We start from the raw sequence: 13,389 nt of genomic DNA, 5'->3' as shown, positions 1-13,389 counted from the left end.
ATAGAATCAACAGGGGTGGACACAGACAGCTCAATGCTGCCATCTATCGCGCGGCGATTGTGCGAATGCGAGGCCACGAGCCAACTAAGGTGTACGTTGCGCGAAGGACCGCAGAAGGCAAGACGAAACGTGACATTGTCAGGTGCCTCAAGCGTTACATCATTCGTGAGGTTTATCGTCTCCTACGGTATGGCCCCAAAGTAGCTGAATACGCGACTTGACAGATATAGGAGCATCAACGCGTCCTGCTTGCCGCTGACTCCGCCGGCCGGCGGGCAAACCAGGAAATTTGCCATGAAGAAACGCCCCTCTGATGACGCCAAGATCCGCGGCATCCACGAGCTTTATGCCGAAGACCCCGAAGCGGCCGACAAGCAGCTTTGGGATCGTGAGGTCGACCCCACCAGCCGCCGCGGCTTTTTGAAGCGTTCAAGCCTGCTGGCCATGGCCGCTGCGGTGGGCGGCTCGATCCCCTTTGCCGACCGCATGCCCGGCGGCCTGATTCCGGCAGCGCTGGCCCAGAGCGACGAGTCGTTCAACCTGGAAGGCAAGGACGGCCTGACCGTACTCAACGACCGGCCGATCAACGCCGAAACGCCGCCCCACCTGCTCGACGACGACGTTACCCCGGCCAAGCACATGTTCGTGCGCAACAACGGTATACCGCCGGCCGTTGAGGATATCGACGTCGACAGCTGGGAGCTCGAAATCGGCGGCGAGTCGTGCAAAAACCCGCAAAGCTTTACCATCGCCGAGCTCAAGGAGCGTTTCGAGCACCATACCTATCAGCTCACCGTCGAGTGCGGCGGCAACGGCCGCCACGAATACGTGCCCTCGGCCAGCGGCAACCAGTGGACCACCGGCGCAGTCGCCTGCCCGACCTTCACCGGGGTACGCCTGCGCGACGTGCTGGAAGCCTGCGGTATCGCCGACGACGCCGTTTACACCGGCTACTACGGCGCTGACGCCCACGCCAGCGGCGATCCGGATCGGGACCCCATTTCCCGGGGCGTGCCCATCGACAAGGCGCTGGAAGACGAGTCGCTGATTGCCTGGGCGATGAACGGCGAGGATATTCCCTACCTCAACGGCCACCCGCTGCGCGTGGTCTGCGGCGGCTGGCCGGGGTCGGTATCCGGCAAGTGGCTTGAGCGCATCGTGATTCGCAACCAGAAGCACGACGGCACCAAGATGGCCCCGCCTTCCTACAGCGTTCCCAAGCATCCGGTAGCGCCGGGAAGCGAAGTACCGGAGGAGGACTTCGTTACCATCCACTCGATGCCGGTGAAATCGCTGGTGACCTACCCCGAGTCCGGTACCGAGCAGTCGCGCGACGAGCCCATGACGGTGCGCGGCCACGCCTGGGCCGGCGATCTGAGCGTCAAGGAGGTGCATATCTCCATCGACTTCGGCGCCACTTGGCAGAAAGCCGACCTGAAAGATGCGCCCAACCGACTGGCCTGGCAGCGCTGGACCACCTCGGTGGAGTTCCCCGAGCAGGGCTATTTCGAAATCTGGGCAAGGGCCACCGACGAGGACGGACGCTCCCAGCCGATGGTCGTCCCCGGCTGGAACCCCAAGGGCTATCTCAACAACGCCTGCCATCGCATCGCGGTCCAGGTGGCCTAGGAGGCTTTTATGCGTGTCTTATCTTGTTGGGGCAAGGCGGCCCTGCTGGCCGGGCTGGCCAGCCTTCCGCTCGGCGCCCAGGCCCAGGAAACCGATGCCGACACCGGCCTGATCAAGGCCGAAGGCTGGGAGATGGTCAAGGGCAATTGCACCATTTGCCATTCGTCCCGGCTGGTCACCCAGAACAGCGGCTCGCGCGGCCACTGGGAGTCGCTTATTCGCTGGATGCAGGACACCCAGGGGCTGTGGGAATTCCAGCCTGACGTCGAAGCTACCATTCTCGACTATCTGGCCGACAACTACGGCCCCAAGGAAAGCGCCCGCCGCCTACCGCTGTCGCGCACCGACCGGCCCGATAACCCCTACCCCACGGTGTCCGACTCCGGATAGTAACCGCGGGCCTAGTGGTGAAAACGCTCGGCGGCCTCCCGGGCCAGCTGCTCAATGCTGGCCCAGTCTTCGGCGTCGATCAGCGCTTTGGGCGTAAGCCAGGAACCGCCTACGCACATGACGTTGTCCAGCGCCAGATAGTCGCCGGCGTTATCCACGCTGATGCCGCCGGTGGGGCAAAAGCGCGCCTCGGCAAGCGGCGCGCTGAACGCCCTGAGCGCAGCCACTCCGCCGCTGGTCTCGGCCGGAAAGAACTTGAAGCGGCGGTAGCCATACTGCCAGCCGGCCATCACCTCGGACACGCTGGCAATACCCGGCAGCATGGGCACCGGGCTTTCTATCCCGTAGCGGTAAAGCGCATCGGTGGTGCCCGGCGTCGCCACAAAGTCCGCCCCGACCTGCTCGGCCTGACGGTACTGGGCCGGGGTGAGCACCGTGCCCACGCCGACGCTCGCGCCGGGCAGCGCCTCGCGAATGCGCGTGACGGCGTCAAGCGCGCAGCCGCTTCGCAGCGCTACTTCCAGTACGTGCAAGCCGCCGGCGAACAGCGCCCGGGCCACGGGCACGGCGTCTTCCAGCCGTTCGACGGTGATCACCGGGAGCACTTCGGCTTTCAAGCAGATGCTGTCAAGCTCGGCAGTACGGGTTGAGGGCAGTTGTTTATCCATCATGGAACGTCTCCGGAATCGCGGCGGGGCTTCTTTACCGACAGCCCAGCGTTACCCTTAGATAGCGTTACCCTCAGCATAGCGTTACCTGTGACACCGTGCCGGCTCGTCTCATCCCGCCAGGATCGCGCGCACCTGATAGCCGCTGTATTTGCGCAGGTTGATCACCCCGGTATCGAGTATCAAGTACTGGCCCTTGATGCCCTCAAGCACGCCCTCCACCTGGGGCGTTTTGTCCAGATTGTGCGAGGCCACCTTGTGAGGAAACGCCCTGACCGGATAAGAAAACGTCTGCACCTCGGCATCCAGCCGGCGAATGGCGTCAGCGCCGTGGGTCTTGCGCAGCGCGTCAAGCCCCGAGGCAAACGAATCAAGCAGCCGGTCGCGCTCGGCGTAAAGGTCGAGGGTATCCACCTCGCCCTTGAGCATGGCGCGCCAGTTGGTGCGATCGGAGACTGCCTCCTTGAGCAGCACCTCGACAAACCCGGCCTGCTGGCGGCTGGCCACTTCCAGAATTGGCAGGCCCTGGATGGCGCCCTGATCCAGCCAGCGGGTGGGCAGCTGGGTCCTGCGGGTGATGCCCACCTTGAGCCCGGACGAATTGGCCAGATACACCACGTGGGGCGTAAAGCAGTGCGCCTCGCCCCACTCGGGCTCGCGGCAGGTGCCCTGAAAATAGTGGCACAGCTCGGGCTTGACGATGCACATGTCGCACCGCGCCAGGCGCTTGAAGCACGGGTAGCAGTGCCCCTGGCCGTAGCTTTTGCGGGTGTGGCGCCCGCAGTGAACGCAGTGGATAGCGCCCTGCCACTCAAGGCGCAGCGGCGTGCCGAGGCGCGCATTAAGCCCGGCTTCTCCGTCGCCCACACGCAGACGGTACGCCACTCGCCCCTGAGCGTCGGGGGCGGCGGCCATTTTGCCAAGCCCCCCGGCAAGCGCTTCGGCCGTGTCGTTAGCGGCCACGGGTGGCGTCCTCGCCAAGGCCAGCCATGGCCGGAGAGACGCCGCTGCCGTCGGTGCCGGCGCCGCAGGTGCGGCGGCTAAGATAGCCGACGCGCTGATCTTCAGGGACCTCGCTCTCCACTTCGTAGCGCATCACCGCTTCCAGGCAAAGCTCGGTCTGTTCGGCCGTCAGGCGCTTGCCGTCCGGCCATTTGCCCAGCGCCACCGCCTCCTTGAGGTTTGCGTAGATGGTCGGCGTCATCTGACGGATCATTGTTTCAAAGGTCATTTCACTCATGGCAGGCTCCGAACGGGTCATGGCTTCCGCCGGCGCTCGCCAAGACGGCGAACCCGACAGCGGCCTCAGGATATCATTGCCCCCGGCAGAAAACTTCCGGTGCCAGGTTCAAACCGAGGTTATCGCAGCTGGTTATGTCCAGAGGAGCCGGGGACAGGTCGAAGAGGGGTTCTACGCCATGGATGGCGCAGGTAGCGTCCAGGGAGGGATTCATAGCGCCCATCGTAGACCTGTGACCGGCTCAACTTGAGTGCTGCGATAGCCCTAAAGCTCAGCGCCGCGACGAGGCGAACCAGCCGGTGGCCAGCCCCACCAGCAGCCCGCCCAGGTGGGCTTCGTTAGCGACGTTGCCAAACCCTACCTGCCCGGCCATGGAGGTCATGGTGAAGACCATCCAGCCAAGCATGAAGACCACCAGCATGGATGGCACGAAAAAACCGCTGTTTGGCACCCGCCGCGACATGAGCCAAACGTGGCCCAGCAGCGCATAGACCACGCCGGACATACCGCCGAACAGCGCCGTGCCCGTGGCGTACTGGGCCAGATTGGCGCCGACGCCTGCCACCAGCACCAGCGCCAGCATCCAGCGGCTGCCCTGCAGCACTTCTACCTGACGGCCGAAAAACCACACCCACATCAGGTTGAAAATCAGGTGCATCCAGCCAAAGTGCAAAAAAGCAGGGGAAATCAGCCGCCACAGCTGGCCGCCGGCAAGCCCCTGACCCAGCGTGCCGTACACCAGGTCTTCGCCGGCGATACCGATCGGCACGATGGTCAGCTGGACAATCAGCCAGTCGCCCAAAAACCCGATCAGGGCAAAGACGACCAGGCACAGGCCGAGCGTTGCCGCCGTGACCGGAACGCGCCTGAGCAGCGGCATCAGGCCCGCCACGCGGCCCGGCTGGCGACGCTCGGGAGCTGCCGTCAGCGAGTCGCCGCGCTGCCAGCGACCGACCATCTCCTGCAGCGCATCGTGATGCGCCGGATCGGCCAGCCACAGAAGCTGTCCTTCGTCTTCCCGGGTAATGCGGTGGCCGATGCGGTGCTGCCAGAGGGCCTGGCGAAGCGGCCGGGTATCAGCATCGAGGGGCAATAGCATGACGGGCTGCATGAAACATCTCTTGTGGCATGTCTACGGATCATTTTGACACATCCGCCGGAGCGGCTCATGCCGCAGATCAGCAAAAGCGATCGCCCAGACGAAAAAATCCGGCGGTGGAGGCCGCCGGAGAAAGCAAGGGATCATTCAAGGGAACACCCAATCAGATGGCCACCGGCGGATAAAGTTCACCCGGTTTCAGGAAAATATGTAACTGAAAGTAAAGTCGGCGATCAGCCCGACAGCAGACTCTCTTCCCGGGGGACCCGCACCCATACGAAACGGTCGGCGTTGAGCGTCTGCTCGCCGCTCCAGCGGTACGCCACCAGGCGGCCGTACTTCACCGCGCTGTAGTCCAGGCAGGCAATATTGTGGGTCGGCAGCGACGGCACGCCTTCGCACCAGTAGTGGCCGATAAACAGCGGCGGCTGATCGCTGCCGTAGTAGCTCAGGCGGCGGCGCTCGCCGGGCTCCAGCAGCCGCGACTCCAGATCGCCGGGCAGATTATCCGGCTGAAATACCACGTCGCCCCACACCACGGGATCTTCGCTCCAGAAGTGGGCGCGAAAGCTTTGGCGGGTAAAGCCGTCGCCGGAGTGGATCTGGATGCCCCGGGGCAGCGGTATATTGGCGCCGCGCGTCAGCCGGTCGAGAATGGCGAAAGCGTCGGTGGAGGCATCGGTGGACTCTTCCAGAAAGGCGTCGTCCATGCAGGCATCCGGGTGGCGCTTTGTCAGCCGCTTGATCAGGGCATGGTCCCAGCAGGCGTGCACCACGCGGATGCCGTCGATTTCCAGGCACAGCGGGATGGTCTTGAACCAGGCCAGGGTATCTTCCCACTCGTTGGTGTAGTCGTAGTACTGCTCGAGAGTTTCGCGGATCAGGCGGTTGTTGCGCGGAGTATGCTCGCGCAGCCAGCGCTTGCCGCTCCCGGGCGGTGCCGGGTAGCTATACGCCAGGGCGTTATATTCGTGGTTGCCCATGACGATATGGGCTTCGCCCTCTTCGACCATCCGCCGGGCCACGGTCACCGCCAGGCGGATGCGCGGACCGCGGTCGATCAAATCGCCGAGAAAGATCACCTTGCGCCGGGGGTGGCGATACACGCCGCCGCGCCGCTCATAGCCGAGCTTTTCCAACAGCGTCACCAGGGTGGCACCGCAGCCGTGAACATCGCCGATCAAGTCATAGCCTTCCAGCCGCGGCTTGCCCTGCGGGGTCATGCCCATGTCTAATCTCCCAGCCGGTGGCTCCAGCCCAGTTTGCTGCGCAGCACTTCGTAAAAATTGTGGCCCAGCGGATGCGCCAGCTGTACCCGCTCGGGCTTGCGCCTGATGACCAGCACGTCGTCGGGCTTGGCCACGGCACGGGTCTGCCCGTCGCAGCTGACGTGGGGGTAGACCAGGTTGGTGTCGCCGATGTGAATGCGGATTTCGCTGGCGGCGTCAAGCACCACCGGCCGGCTCGACAGCGTGTGTGGAAACATCGGCACCAGGGTGACCGCTTCCAGGCGCGGATGCATGATCGGCCCGCCGCCGGCCAGCGCATAGGCCGTGGAGCCCGTGGGCGTGGCGACAATCAGCCCGTCGCTGCGCTGGCTGTAGACAAACTGGCCGTCCACGAACAGCTCAAACTCGATCATGCGCACGGCCTTGCCCGAGTGCACCACGATCTCGTTGAGCGCCTCGCCGTGACCCACCGCCACGCCGCTGCGGTAAAGCTCGGCTTCCAGCAGAAAGCGCTCTTCGCGCTCGAAGTGGCCGGCCAGCACCTCGCCCACCCGCTCTTCCAGCTCGGCGGGGGAGATATCGGTCAGAAACCCGAGCCGGCCGCGATTGACGCCCAGCAGCAGCGTGCCGGTTTCGCACAGCGTGCGCGCCGCCCCCAGCAGGCTGCCGTCACCGCCGATAACGATGACCAGGTCACACAGCTCGCCCAGCGCCCGGCGGCTGGTCTCTGGCATACCGTGGTCCGGTATCACCGTGGCCGTGCGGTCCTCGATCACCACGCGGTAGTCGCGCTCGCCAAGGTAGCGAATCAGGCGCTTTAAAGAGTCGACGACCTTGTCGCTGCCCAGCCGGCCAATCAGGCCGATGGTGGTAAAAGGCCGGGCGCCGCCGGGAGAGCCCGGGGCGCCGGTAGCAGTGGCTGTGTCAGTCATTGAGGCAACTCGTTAACATCGGCCTGCATTATGTCGACCCCGGCCTCGGCGGGCAAATCGTTCAGGCGCGGCCGGCGCCCTGCCCGGCCGGCCGGCGCCGATTGCGGTGATAATACCGCTGGTTCAGCCACAGCGAGGCGGCGATGATCGCCCCGCCCAGCGCCAGCCGGTCAAGCTCGGCCTCACGGTTCCACAGCAGCAGATTGACCACTAGCCCGGCCGGCACCAGGGCGTTGTTCATGATCGCCAGCACCCCGGCGTTGACCCTGACGGCCCCGCGGTTCCAGAGAAAGTAACCGCCGCCCGAAGCGGCAAGCCCCAGCCACAAAAGCACCAGCCACTGGGTCGAGGTTTGCGGCAGCGCCGAGGCATCCCCCAGCAGCCAGAAGGCCGGTAGCGCCACCGCCAGCGCGCCGAGAAAGAACCAGCCAAACACGCTGTGCCAGGCAAGCGACGCCGGCAGCGTGGCGGCCAGCCGCCGATAGCCCACCTGGCCCAGGGCAAAGCACAGGTTGGCGCCCTGAACCACGCCAAAGCCCAGCCAGAAGTCACCGCTTACGCCGTCATAGCGAATCACCGCCGCGCCGGCCACGGCCAGCAGCGCGGTCAGCAGATAAAGCGGCGTGAAGCGGCCGAAAAGCGCGTCGTCGAGCAGCGCGATATAAAGCGGCGTCAGCACGGTAAACAGCAGCACTTCGGGCACCGACAGCAGCAAAAACGACGAGTAGAAAAACAGATACATCACGCCCAGCTGCAGCGCCCCCACCGCCATCAGCGCCAGACGTTTTTTGCCCTGCAGCAGGCGGGGTCGCAAGAGCGGCAGGAACACCAGCGCGGCAAGCGAAACCCGCACCAGCACGGCAAAATAGCTGTCGACCTGGCCGGCCAGATAGGCACCGATCAACGAAAAGGAAAACGCCCACAGCCCGGTAACGCCGACAAGATAACCCAAGGTAAACCTCTTTTAATAAAAATATTTACCCCGAGTATAACGGCCCGAGCCCCACGTCCCAATGTTTTCAAGGGCGGCCCTCAGGGGCGGCGCAGCCAGGCAATGGCGTAGATAACGCCGGGGATCCACAGCAGCAGCGTCAGCGCCGCGCTGATCGCCACGCGCCGGCCGTTGCCGCCGCTAAGCCCCACGGCCAGCGGCGGCAGCAGCACCGCAAGGGCAGCATAGGCGGCGTTCAGCACGGCAGGCTCCCGGTCTTCGGGCACGTCGGGCATCTCAAGCTCGGCGGGCTGCTCGGGCGCGGGCGGCGTAAAGTGCCCAACCGCGGCGCTGGCCGGCTTTGCTTCGGCGCCGGCTGTCTCGCTGGCGCCCGCCTTGGGGCTCTTGTCTACCGGCGGCGGCTCGGCCGGGGCCTGCTCCTGTTCGCGGTGCGCTTCGCGGTCGATTTTCTGCTCCAGGGAAGAGGCGTCATCGGCCAGCTCGCCGTGATAGCGCTCCCAGTCTTCCCAGTCGTGGGGCGTCCCCGTTTTGGGGCGATGCTGACCGGCTTGGCGAGCGCGCTCCCAGGCTTTTTCTTCCAGGGTGTTGGTACGATCCGGATCACTGTCCAGCGCCACGCCTTTACGGCTTAAATACTCGCGTGCGTCCATGGGCGTACTCCTGCCGAGTCAACGGCTGCGAAATGGGCTACTGTCTAAGATGGCGGTCGTGAGCACGTTATTCAACTACGCTGCAACCGACGGACGCCCTCTGACACCAGAATAGGAGAAGGTCATGCTAACGGCCTCTGCGGAAACGGTTCTCAGCATCATGTCCCGAGACTGCTTCCGGGTGACATTGGACACCCCCATCACCACGCTTGCCCGAGGGCTCACGCTGCACCGCCTGCCCGGCGCTCCGGTGGTCGACGAGGCCGACCGCCTGGTGGGCTTCATTTCCGAGCAGGACGTGCTCGGCCAGATACTCGACAGCGTGTACCACGACGACGAAGCGCCGCTGGTAAGCGAGCTGATGCGCAGCGACGTGCTGAGCGTATCGCCGGACAAGAGCATCATCGACCTGGCCCAGGAAATGCTCGGAGCCAAGCCCAAGGTCTATCCGGTCGTTGAGCAGGAACGGCTGGTGGGCATGGTGACCCGGCGCGATGTCCTCATGGCCTTGCTCACCATGCACGGCCGTTAAGCCTGGCGCCGCCGTGCGGCGCCCTGCAAAGCCCGTCCATAAAAAAGCGCTGCCCGAAGGCAGCGCAAGCAAGGGATCAAAAAAAACAGTAAGCCAGTCCAGCAATGGTTACGGGGCAACAGTCTTGGCGACTGCTCTCGCTATGCTGTTGGTACCTACTCAGACAGCCCTTGGGATAAAAGTTCACCGACGGGCAAATTTTCTCCTCGGGCGCGTCTGCGTATAATGCGCAATCGCTTCATCCACTCACGCTGCGTACCCGCTACGCACAGGCCGGGAGCCGCTCAATGGCGCTTTACTTGCTGGTATTTGGCGTTTGCCTGCTGGTGATTGGCAGCACGGTCGTAATTTTGCTGACGACCCGCACGCCGCGCTACCGCACCGAATCCCACCACCTGCTTGAGCTTTTCGACAAGGCGCTGGAAAGTCGAGTCAGCGAAAGCGAGTGGCACACGCTTATCGGCTACCCGATCCGCCATAATGACTACCTGGAAAGCGTGCGCCGCCGGGCGTCTCGCCTGATGGAAGAGCACGGCCGTCACTGGCAGCTTGCCCAGGGCAAGCCGCTGCTCAACGCCACCGGCCAGGAGGAACTCCGGGCGCTGCGCGACCACCTCTCCGCCCGCATGGCGCTGCAGCACGCCTGACCGGCGCTTCCCTCAGCCGGCTGGCGGGGTCTCAGCGCCTCCACTAAAGTCTGAAGAGCCCTTCATCTCGGGACGCGTATCATGAAAGAATAGCGCTTTAACCGGCCAACCGGTGCCTGCGCCCTGCCACGGCATTCGCTACCGGCACCGTGCGTACTGCCTGATTCATTCCGTCTTTCCTCGGGGACTTCAATGCTCAATGCCAAGACACTGCGTGACTCAGCCACCTGGCAAACCGATCCCGATACGCTGATGGAGCGTATCAGCCAGCATTACATTGTTGATGAAGATCGTTTTGTTCGCGAGCTGGTCAAGCTGCTGGATACCGACCGTGACACCTTCACCCGCATTGAAGAGGATACGGCTTCGCTGGTGCGCGAAGTGCGCGACATGGATACCGCCGTCGATACCATCGACGAGCTGCTCCAGCAGTACAGCCTGGAAACCCACGAGGGGCTGATGCTGATGTGCCTCGCCGAGGCCATGCTGCGCATTCCCGACAAGGCCACGGCCGATGCCCTGATCGAGGACAAGCTCGGCCCCGCCGACTGGAACGCCCACGTCGGCAAGAGCGAGTCCTGGCTGGTCAACGCCTCGACCTGGGGGCTTTTAACCACAGGGCGAGTGCTCAAGCTCGATCACCCCCGAGACGGCCACCCCGCCGGCTTTGTCAACCGCATGGTCAACCGTCTGGGCGAGCCGGTGATTCGCCGCGCCATGGTCGAGGCGATGAAGATCATGGGCCGCCAGTTCGTGCTCGGCCGCGATATCGACGAAGCCCTCAAGCGCTCAAAGCCGCTGTTTGACAAGGGCTACACCTACTCCTACGACATGCTCGGCGAGGCCGCGCGCACCCGGGACGACGCCCGAGGCTACTTCAACGACTATCAGAACGCCATCCGCCACGTCGGCCAGGCGCGGCAAAAAATCGGCGATAAAGCGCCGGCGCCGTCGGTTTCGATCAAGCTGTCGGCGCTGCACCCGCGCTACGAATTCGGCCGCCGGGAGCAGATTCTCAGCGAGCTGGTAGAAACCGTTATCGCCCTTGTCACCACCGCCCGTGAGCTTGACGTCGAGCTCACCATCGACGCCGAAGAAGTCGACCGCCTGGAGCTTTCTCTGGAAGTCTTCCGCGCGGTCTACGAAAGCGACGCCGCGCGGGGCTGGGGCCGCTTCGGGCTGGTCGTGCAGGCCTACGCCAAGCGCGCGCTGCCCACGCTGCACTACGTTAACCGGCTGGCCGACCAGCAGGGCGACGAAATCCCGCTCAGGCTGGTGAAGGGCGCCTACTGGGATACCGAAGTCAAGGAGTCCCAGCAGCTGGGCGTCGAGGGCTATCCGGTGTTTACCCGCAAGGCCGGCACCGACGTGGCCTACCTCGCCTGCGTGGAGTTTTTACTGTCCCAGGATACCCAGGGGCGCATCTTCCCCCAGTTTGCCACCCACAACGCCCACACCGTCACCGCCATTCTCGACCACGCCAACCGCCACGGCCGGGCGTTCGAGTTCCAGCGTCTGCACGGCATGGGCGAAGCGCTTTACGACGCGGCCTTGAAGCGTGCCCCCCAGGGCACCTACTGCCGCATTTACGCCCCGGTCGGCGCGCACAAGGATTTGCTGCCCTACCTGGTGCGCCGGCTGCTGGAAAACGGCGCCAACTCCTCGTTCGTCCACCAGATCGTGGACCCGGACGTACCCGTGGAGTCCCTGTGCGAACACCCCGTTGACACCCTGGCCGCCCACGACGCCTACTCCAACCCGCGCATTCCGCTGCCCCAGCACCTCTACGGCCCCCGGCGGCCCAACGCCCGGGGCGTCAACCTCAATATCCGCAGCCATTACTATCCGCTCATGGAGCAGATGGCCGAGTTCATGGATAAAACCTACACCGCCCGGCCGCTGCTGGCCTTCGAGGTGGAAGACAACGCCTCAAGCACCCACGCCGTGACCTGCCCCTTCGACCGGCGCCAGCGCCTGGGCAGCATCCAGTGGGTCACCGGCGAGCAGACCGCCCAGGCGCTCGATGCCGCCTGGGCGGCGTTTGCCGACTGGGATGCCACGCCGGCCGCCGAGCGCGCCGCCATTCTGCGCCGCTTTGCCGACCTGCTGGAATCCCACATGCCCGAGCTCATGACGCTGTGCTCCCGGGAGGGCGGCAAGCTTCTCACCGACGGCGTGGATGAAATCAAGGAAGCGGTGGACTTCTGCCGCTACTACGCCATGCGCGCCGAGGATACTTTTGCCGAAGCGATCGAGCTGCCCGGCCCCACCGGCGAGTCCAACACCCTGCAGATGGGCGGCAAGGGCGTGTTCGCCGCCATCAGCCCGTGGAACTTCCCCGTGGCCATTTTCTGCGGCCAGATGGTCGCCGCGGCGGTGTCGGGCAATACGGTGCTGGCCAAGCCCGCCGAACAGACGTCGCTGATTGCCCACCGCGTGGTGGAGCTTCTCTACGCCGCCGGCATGCCGCGCAACGTGGTCCAGCTGCTGCCCGGCGACGGCGAAACCGTAGGCAGCGTCCTCACCGGTGATCCGCGCATTACCGGCGTGGCCTTTACCGGCGGCACCGATACGGCCCAGATCATCAACCGGGCGCTGGCTGCCCGGGAAAACGCGCCGCTGCCCACGCTGATCGCCGAGACCGGCGGGCTCAACGCCATGATCGTGGACTCTACCGCCCTGCCCGAGCAGGTGGTCGTCGACGTCATCCAGTCAGCGTTTCAAAGCGCCGGGCAGCGCTGCTCGGCGCTTCGCGTCCTCTACCTCCAGGAAGACGTGGCCGATCGCGTCATCAAGATCCTGATCGGTGCCATGCAGGAGCTGCGCGTGGGCGACCCGCGCGACCTGGGCACCGACGTCGGGCCGGTCATCGACGAGGATGCCCGGGAGCAGCTCCAGGCGCACATTGACAAGCTGACCGCCGAGAACCGCCTTATTGCCCAGACGCCGCTGGACGAGGACGTTATCCAGCACGGCACCTTCATCGCCCCGACAGCGTTTGCCATCGACGGCATCGACGCGCTGGCAAGCGAAAAATTCGGCCCCGTTCTGCACATCGTGCGCTACCGAGCCGACGAGCTGGATCAGGTCATCGATACCATCAACGCCCGCGGGTACGGGCTGACCTTTGGCGTTCACAGCCGCAACGCCACCTTTGCCGACGAGGTGGCGCGCAAGATCCGCGCCGGCAACGTCTATATCAACCGCAACATCATCGGCGCGGTGGTCGGCGTGCAGCCGTTTGGCGGTCAGGGGCTTTCGGGCACTGGCCCCAAGGCCGGCGGCCCCAACTATCTGCCGCGCTTTGCCTCGGAAAAGACCGTGACCAATAATACGGCGGCGCTTGGCGGCAACGCTTCCCTGCTGGCCATGGGAAACGACTAGAATAACAACACAACAAGCACAAACCCGGAGAGATGAT

General features: G+C 64.6%; 13 protein-coding genes and 1 pseudogene. 6 read left to right on the top strand and 8 right to left on the bottom strand.

Features of this window, described 5'->3' with window-relative positions:
- From RS027_RS10195 to RS027_RS10185, 3 genes and pseudogenes are all read left to right on the top strand, one after another.
- Window positions 1-221 (top strand): annotated as a pseudogene (locus RS027_RS10195) (IS110 family transposase); the annotation flags it as partial.
- Between the two features lie 73 nt (window positions 222-294).
- Complete coding sequence (locus RS027_RS10190) at window positions 295-1,629, top strand: sulfite oxidase (protein ID WP_311956548.1); 1,335 nt, start codon at window positions 295-297, stop codon at window positions 1,627-1,629.
- A gap of 9 nt (window positions 1,630-1,638) precedes the next feature.
- On the top strand, window positions 1,639-2,019 hold the full coding sequence (locus tag RS027_RS10185; RefSeq protein WP_311956547.1) for a hypothetical protein: 381 nt from the start codon (window positions 1,639-1,641) through the stop codon (window positions 2,017-2,019).
- A gap of 11 nt (window positions 2,020-2,030) precedes the next feature.
- On the opposite strand, the gene RS027_RS10180 is transcribed toward RS027_RS10185, so the two are convergent.
- The 8 genes from RS027_RS10180 to RS027_RS10145 all read right to left on the bottom strand — a co-directional run bounded on the left by RS027_RS10180 (window position 2,031) and on the right by RS027_RS10145 (window position 8,789).
- Window positions 2,031-2,690: a bifunctional 4-hydroxy-2-oxoglutarate aldolase/2-dehydro-3-deoxy-phosphogluconate aldolase gene (locus RS027_RS10180; protein WP_311956546.1), complete on the bottom strand. Its 660-nt coding sequence runs from the start codon at window positions 2,688-2,690 to the stop codon at window positions 2,031-2,033.
- 108 nt (window positions 2,691-2,798) lie between these two features.
- Window positions 2,799-3,602 carry a DUF2797 domain-containing protein gene (locus tag RS027_RS10175; RefSeq protein WP_311956549.1) on the bottom strand — a complete coding sequence of 268 codons (804 nt, stop codon included), beginning with the start codon at window positions 3,600-3,602 and terminating at the stop codon, window positions 2,799-2,801.
- 37 nt (window positions 3,603-3,639) lie between these two features.
- Window positions 3,640-3,927: a YeaC family protein gene (locus tag RS027_RS10170; protein ID WP_311956545.1), complete on the bottom strand. Its 288-nt coding sequence runs from the start codon at window positions 3,925-3,927 to the stop codon at window positions 3,640-3,642.
- A gap of 271 nt (window positions 3,928-4,198) precedes the next feature.
- Complete coding sequence (locus RS027_RS10165) at window positions 4,199-5,038, bottom strand: rhomboid family intramembrane serine protease (RefSeq protein ID WP_311956544.1); 840 nt, start codon at window positions 5,036-5,038, stop codon at window positions 4,199-4,201.
- Between the two features lie 221 nt (window positions 5,039-5,259).
- Entirely contained in the window at window positions 5,260-6,255 is a 996-nt protein-coding gene (locus tag RS027_RS10160; protein ID WP_311956543.1) for a metallophosphoesterase, read from the bottom strand.
- A gap of 2 nt (window positions 6,256-6,257) precedes the next feature.
- Complete coding sequence (locus tag RS027_RS10155; protein WP_311956542.1) at window positions 6,258-7,187, bottom strand: NAD(+) kinase; 930 nt, start codon at window positions 7,185-7,187, stop codon at window positions 6,258-6,260.
- Window positions 7,188-7,248: 61 nt separating this feature from the next.
- Complete coding sequence (locus tag RS027_RS10150; protein WP_311956541.1) at window positions 7,249-8,139, bottom strand: EamA family transporter; 891 nt, start codon at window positions 8,137-8,139, stop codon at window positions 7,249-7,251.
- Between the two features lie 80 nt (window positions 8,140-8,219).
- On the bottom strand, window positions 8,220-8,789 hold the full coding sequence (locus RS027_RS10145; RefSeq protein WP_311956540.1) for a YqaE/Pmp3 family membrane protein: 570 nt from the start codon (window positions 8,787-8,789) through the stop codon (window positions 8,220-8,222).
- A 124-nt stretch (window positions 8,790-8,913) separates the two neighbouring features.
- Here RS027_RS10145 and RS027_RS10140 point away from each other — a divergent pair, with 124 nt between their 5' ends.
- From RS027_RS10140 to putA, 3 genes are all read left to right on the top strand, one after another.
- The gene (locus RS027_RS10140; RefSeq protein WP_311956539.1) at window positions 8,914-9,321 is read left to right on the top strand and encodes a CBS domain-containing protein; all 408 of its coding nucleotides are present in this window, start codon (window positions 8,914-8,916) and stop codon (window positions 9,319-9,321) included.
- Between the two features lie 287 nt (window positions 9,322-9,608).
- A complete protein-coding gene (locus RS027_RS10135) occupies window positions 9,609-9,968 on the top strand; it encodes a hypothetical protein (protein WP_311956538.1) in 360 nt (119 codons plus the stop codon).
- 192 nt (window positions 9,969-10,160) lie between these two features.
- Window positions 10,161-13,352, top strand: coding sequence for a bifunctional proline dehydrogenase/L-glutamate gamma-semialdehyde dehydrogenase PutA (gene putA, locus RS027_RS10130; RefSeq protein WP_311956537.1), 3,192 nt, complete (start codon window positions 10,161-10,163; stop codon window positions 13,350-13,352).
- The last annotated feature ends 37 nt before the right edge of the window (window positions 13,353-13,389 follow it).

Source organism: Halomonas garicola (genome assembly GCF_031935715.1).
In the GTDB taxonomy this organism is placed as follows: Bacteria; Pseudomonadota; Gammaproteobacteria; order Pseudomonadales; family Halomonadaceae; genus Vreelandella; species Vreelandella garicola.
Note: the sequence above shows the minus strand (reverse complement) of the source record. Positions and strands in the feature narration are given on the sequence as shown.

What these genes read in the sequence shown, in the direction of transcription:
- RS027_RS10190 (WP_311956548.1), top strand. Translation starts at nt 295, where the DNA reads ATGAAGAAACGCCCCTCTGATGACGCCAAGATCCGCGGCATCCACGAG.
- RS027_RS10185 (WP_311956547.1), top strand. Translation starts at nt 1,639, where the DNA reads ATGCGTGTCTTATCTTGTTGGGGCAAGGCGGCCCTGCTGGCCGGGCTG.
- RS027_RS10180 (WP_311956546.1), bottom strand. Translation starts at nt 2,690, where the DNA reads ATGATGGATAAACAACTGCCCTCAACCCGTACTGCCGAGCTTGACAGC.
- RS027_RS10175 (WP_311956549.1), bottom strand. Translation starts at nt 3,602, where the DNA reads ATGGCCGCCGCCCCCGACGCTCAGGGGCGAGTGGCGTACCGTCTGCGT.
- RS027_RS10170 (WP_311956545.1), bottom strand. Translation starts at nt 3,927, where the DNA reads ATGAGTGAAATGACCTTTGAAACAATGATCCGTCAGATGACGCCGACC.
- RS027_RS10165 (WP_311956544.1), bottom strand. Translation starts at nt 5,038, where the DNA reads ATGCAGCCCGTCATGCTATTGCCCCTCGATGCTGATACCCGGCCGCTT.
- RS027_RS10160 (WP_311956543.1), bottom strand. Translation starts at nt 6,255, where the DNA reads ATGGGCATGACCCCGCAGGGCAAGCCGCGGCTGGAAGGCTATGACTTG.
- RS027_RS10155 (WP_311956542.1), bottom strand. Translation starts at nt 7,187, where the DNA reads ATGACTGACACAGCCACTGCTACCGGCGCCCCGGGCTCTCCCGGCGGC.
- RS027_RS10145 (WP_311956540.1), bottom strand. Translation starts at nt 8,789, where the DNA reads ATGGACGCACGCGAGTATTTAAGCCGTAAAGGCGTGGCGCTGGACAGT.
- RS027_RS10140 (WP_311956539.1), top strand. Translation starts at nt 8,914, where the DNA reads ATGCTAACGGCCTCTGCGGAAACGGTTCTCAGCATCATGTCCCGAGAC.
- RS027_RS10135 (WP_311956538.1), top strand. Translation starts at nt 9,609, where the DNA reads ATGGCGCTTTACTTGCTGGTATTTGGCGTTTGCCTGCTGGTGATTGGC.
- putA (WP_311956537.1), top strand. Translation starts at nt 10,161, where the DNA reads ATGCTCAATGCCAAGACACTGCGTGACTCAGCCACCTGGCAAACCGAT.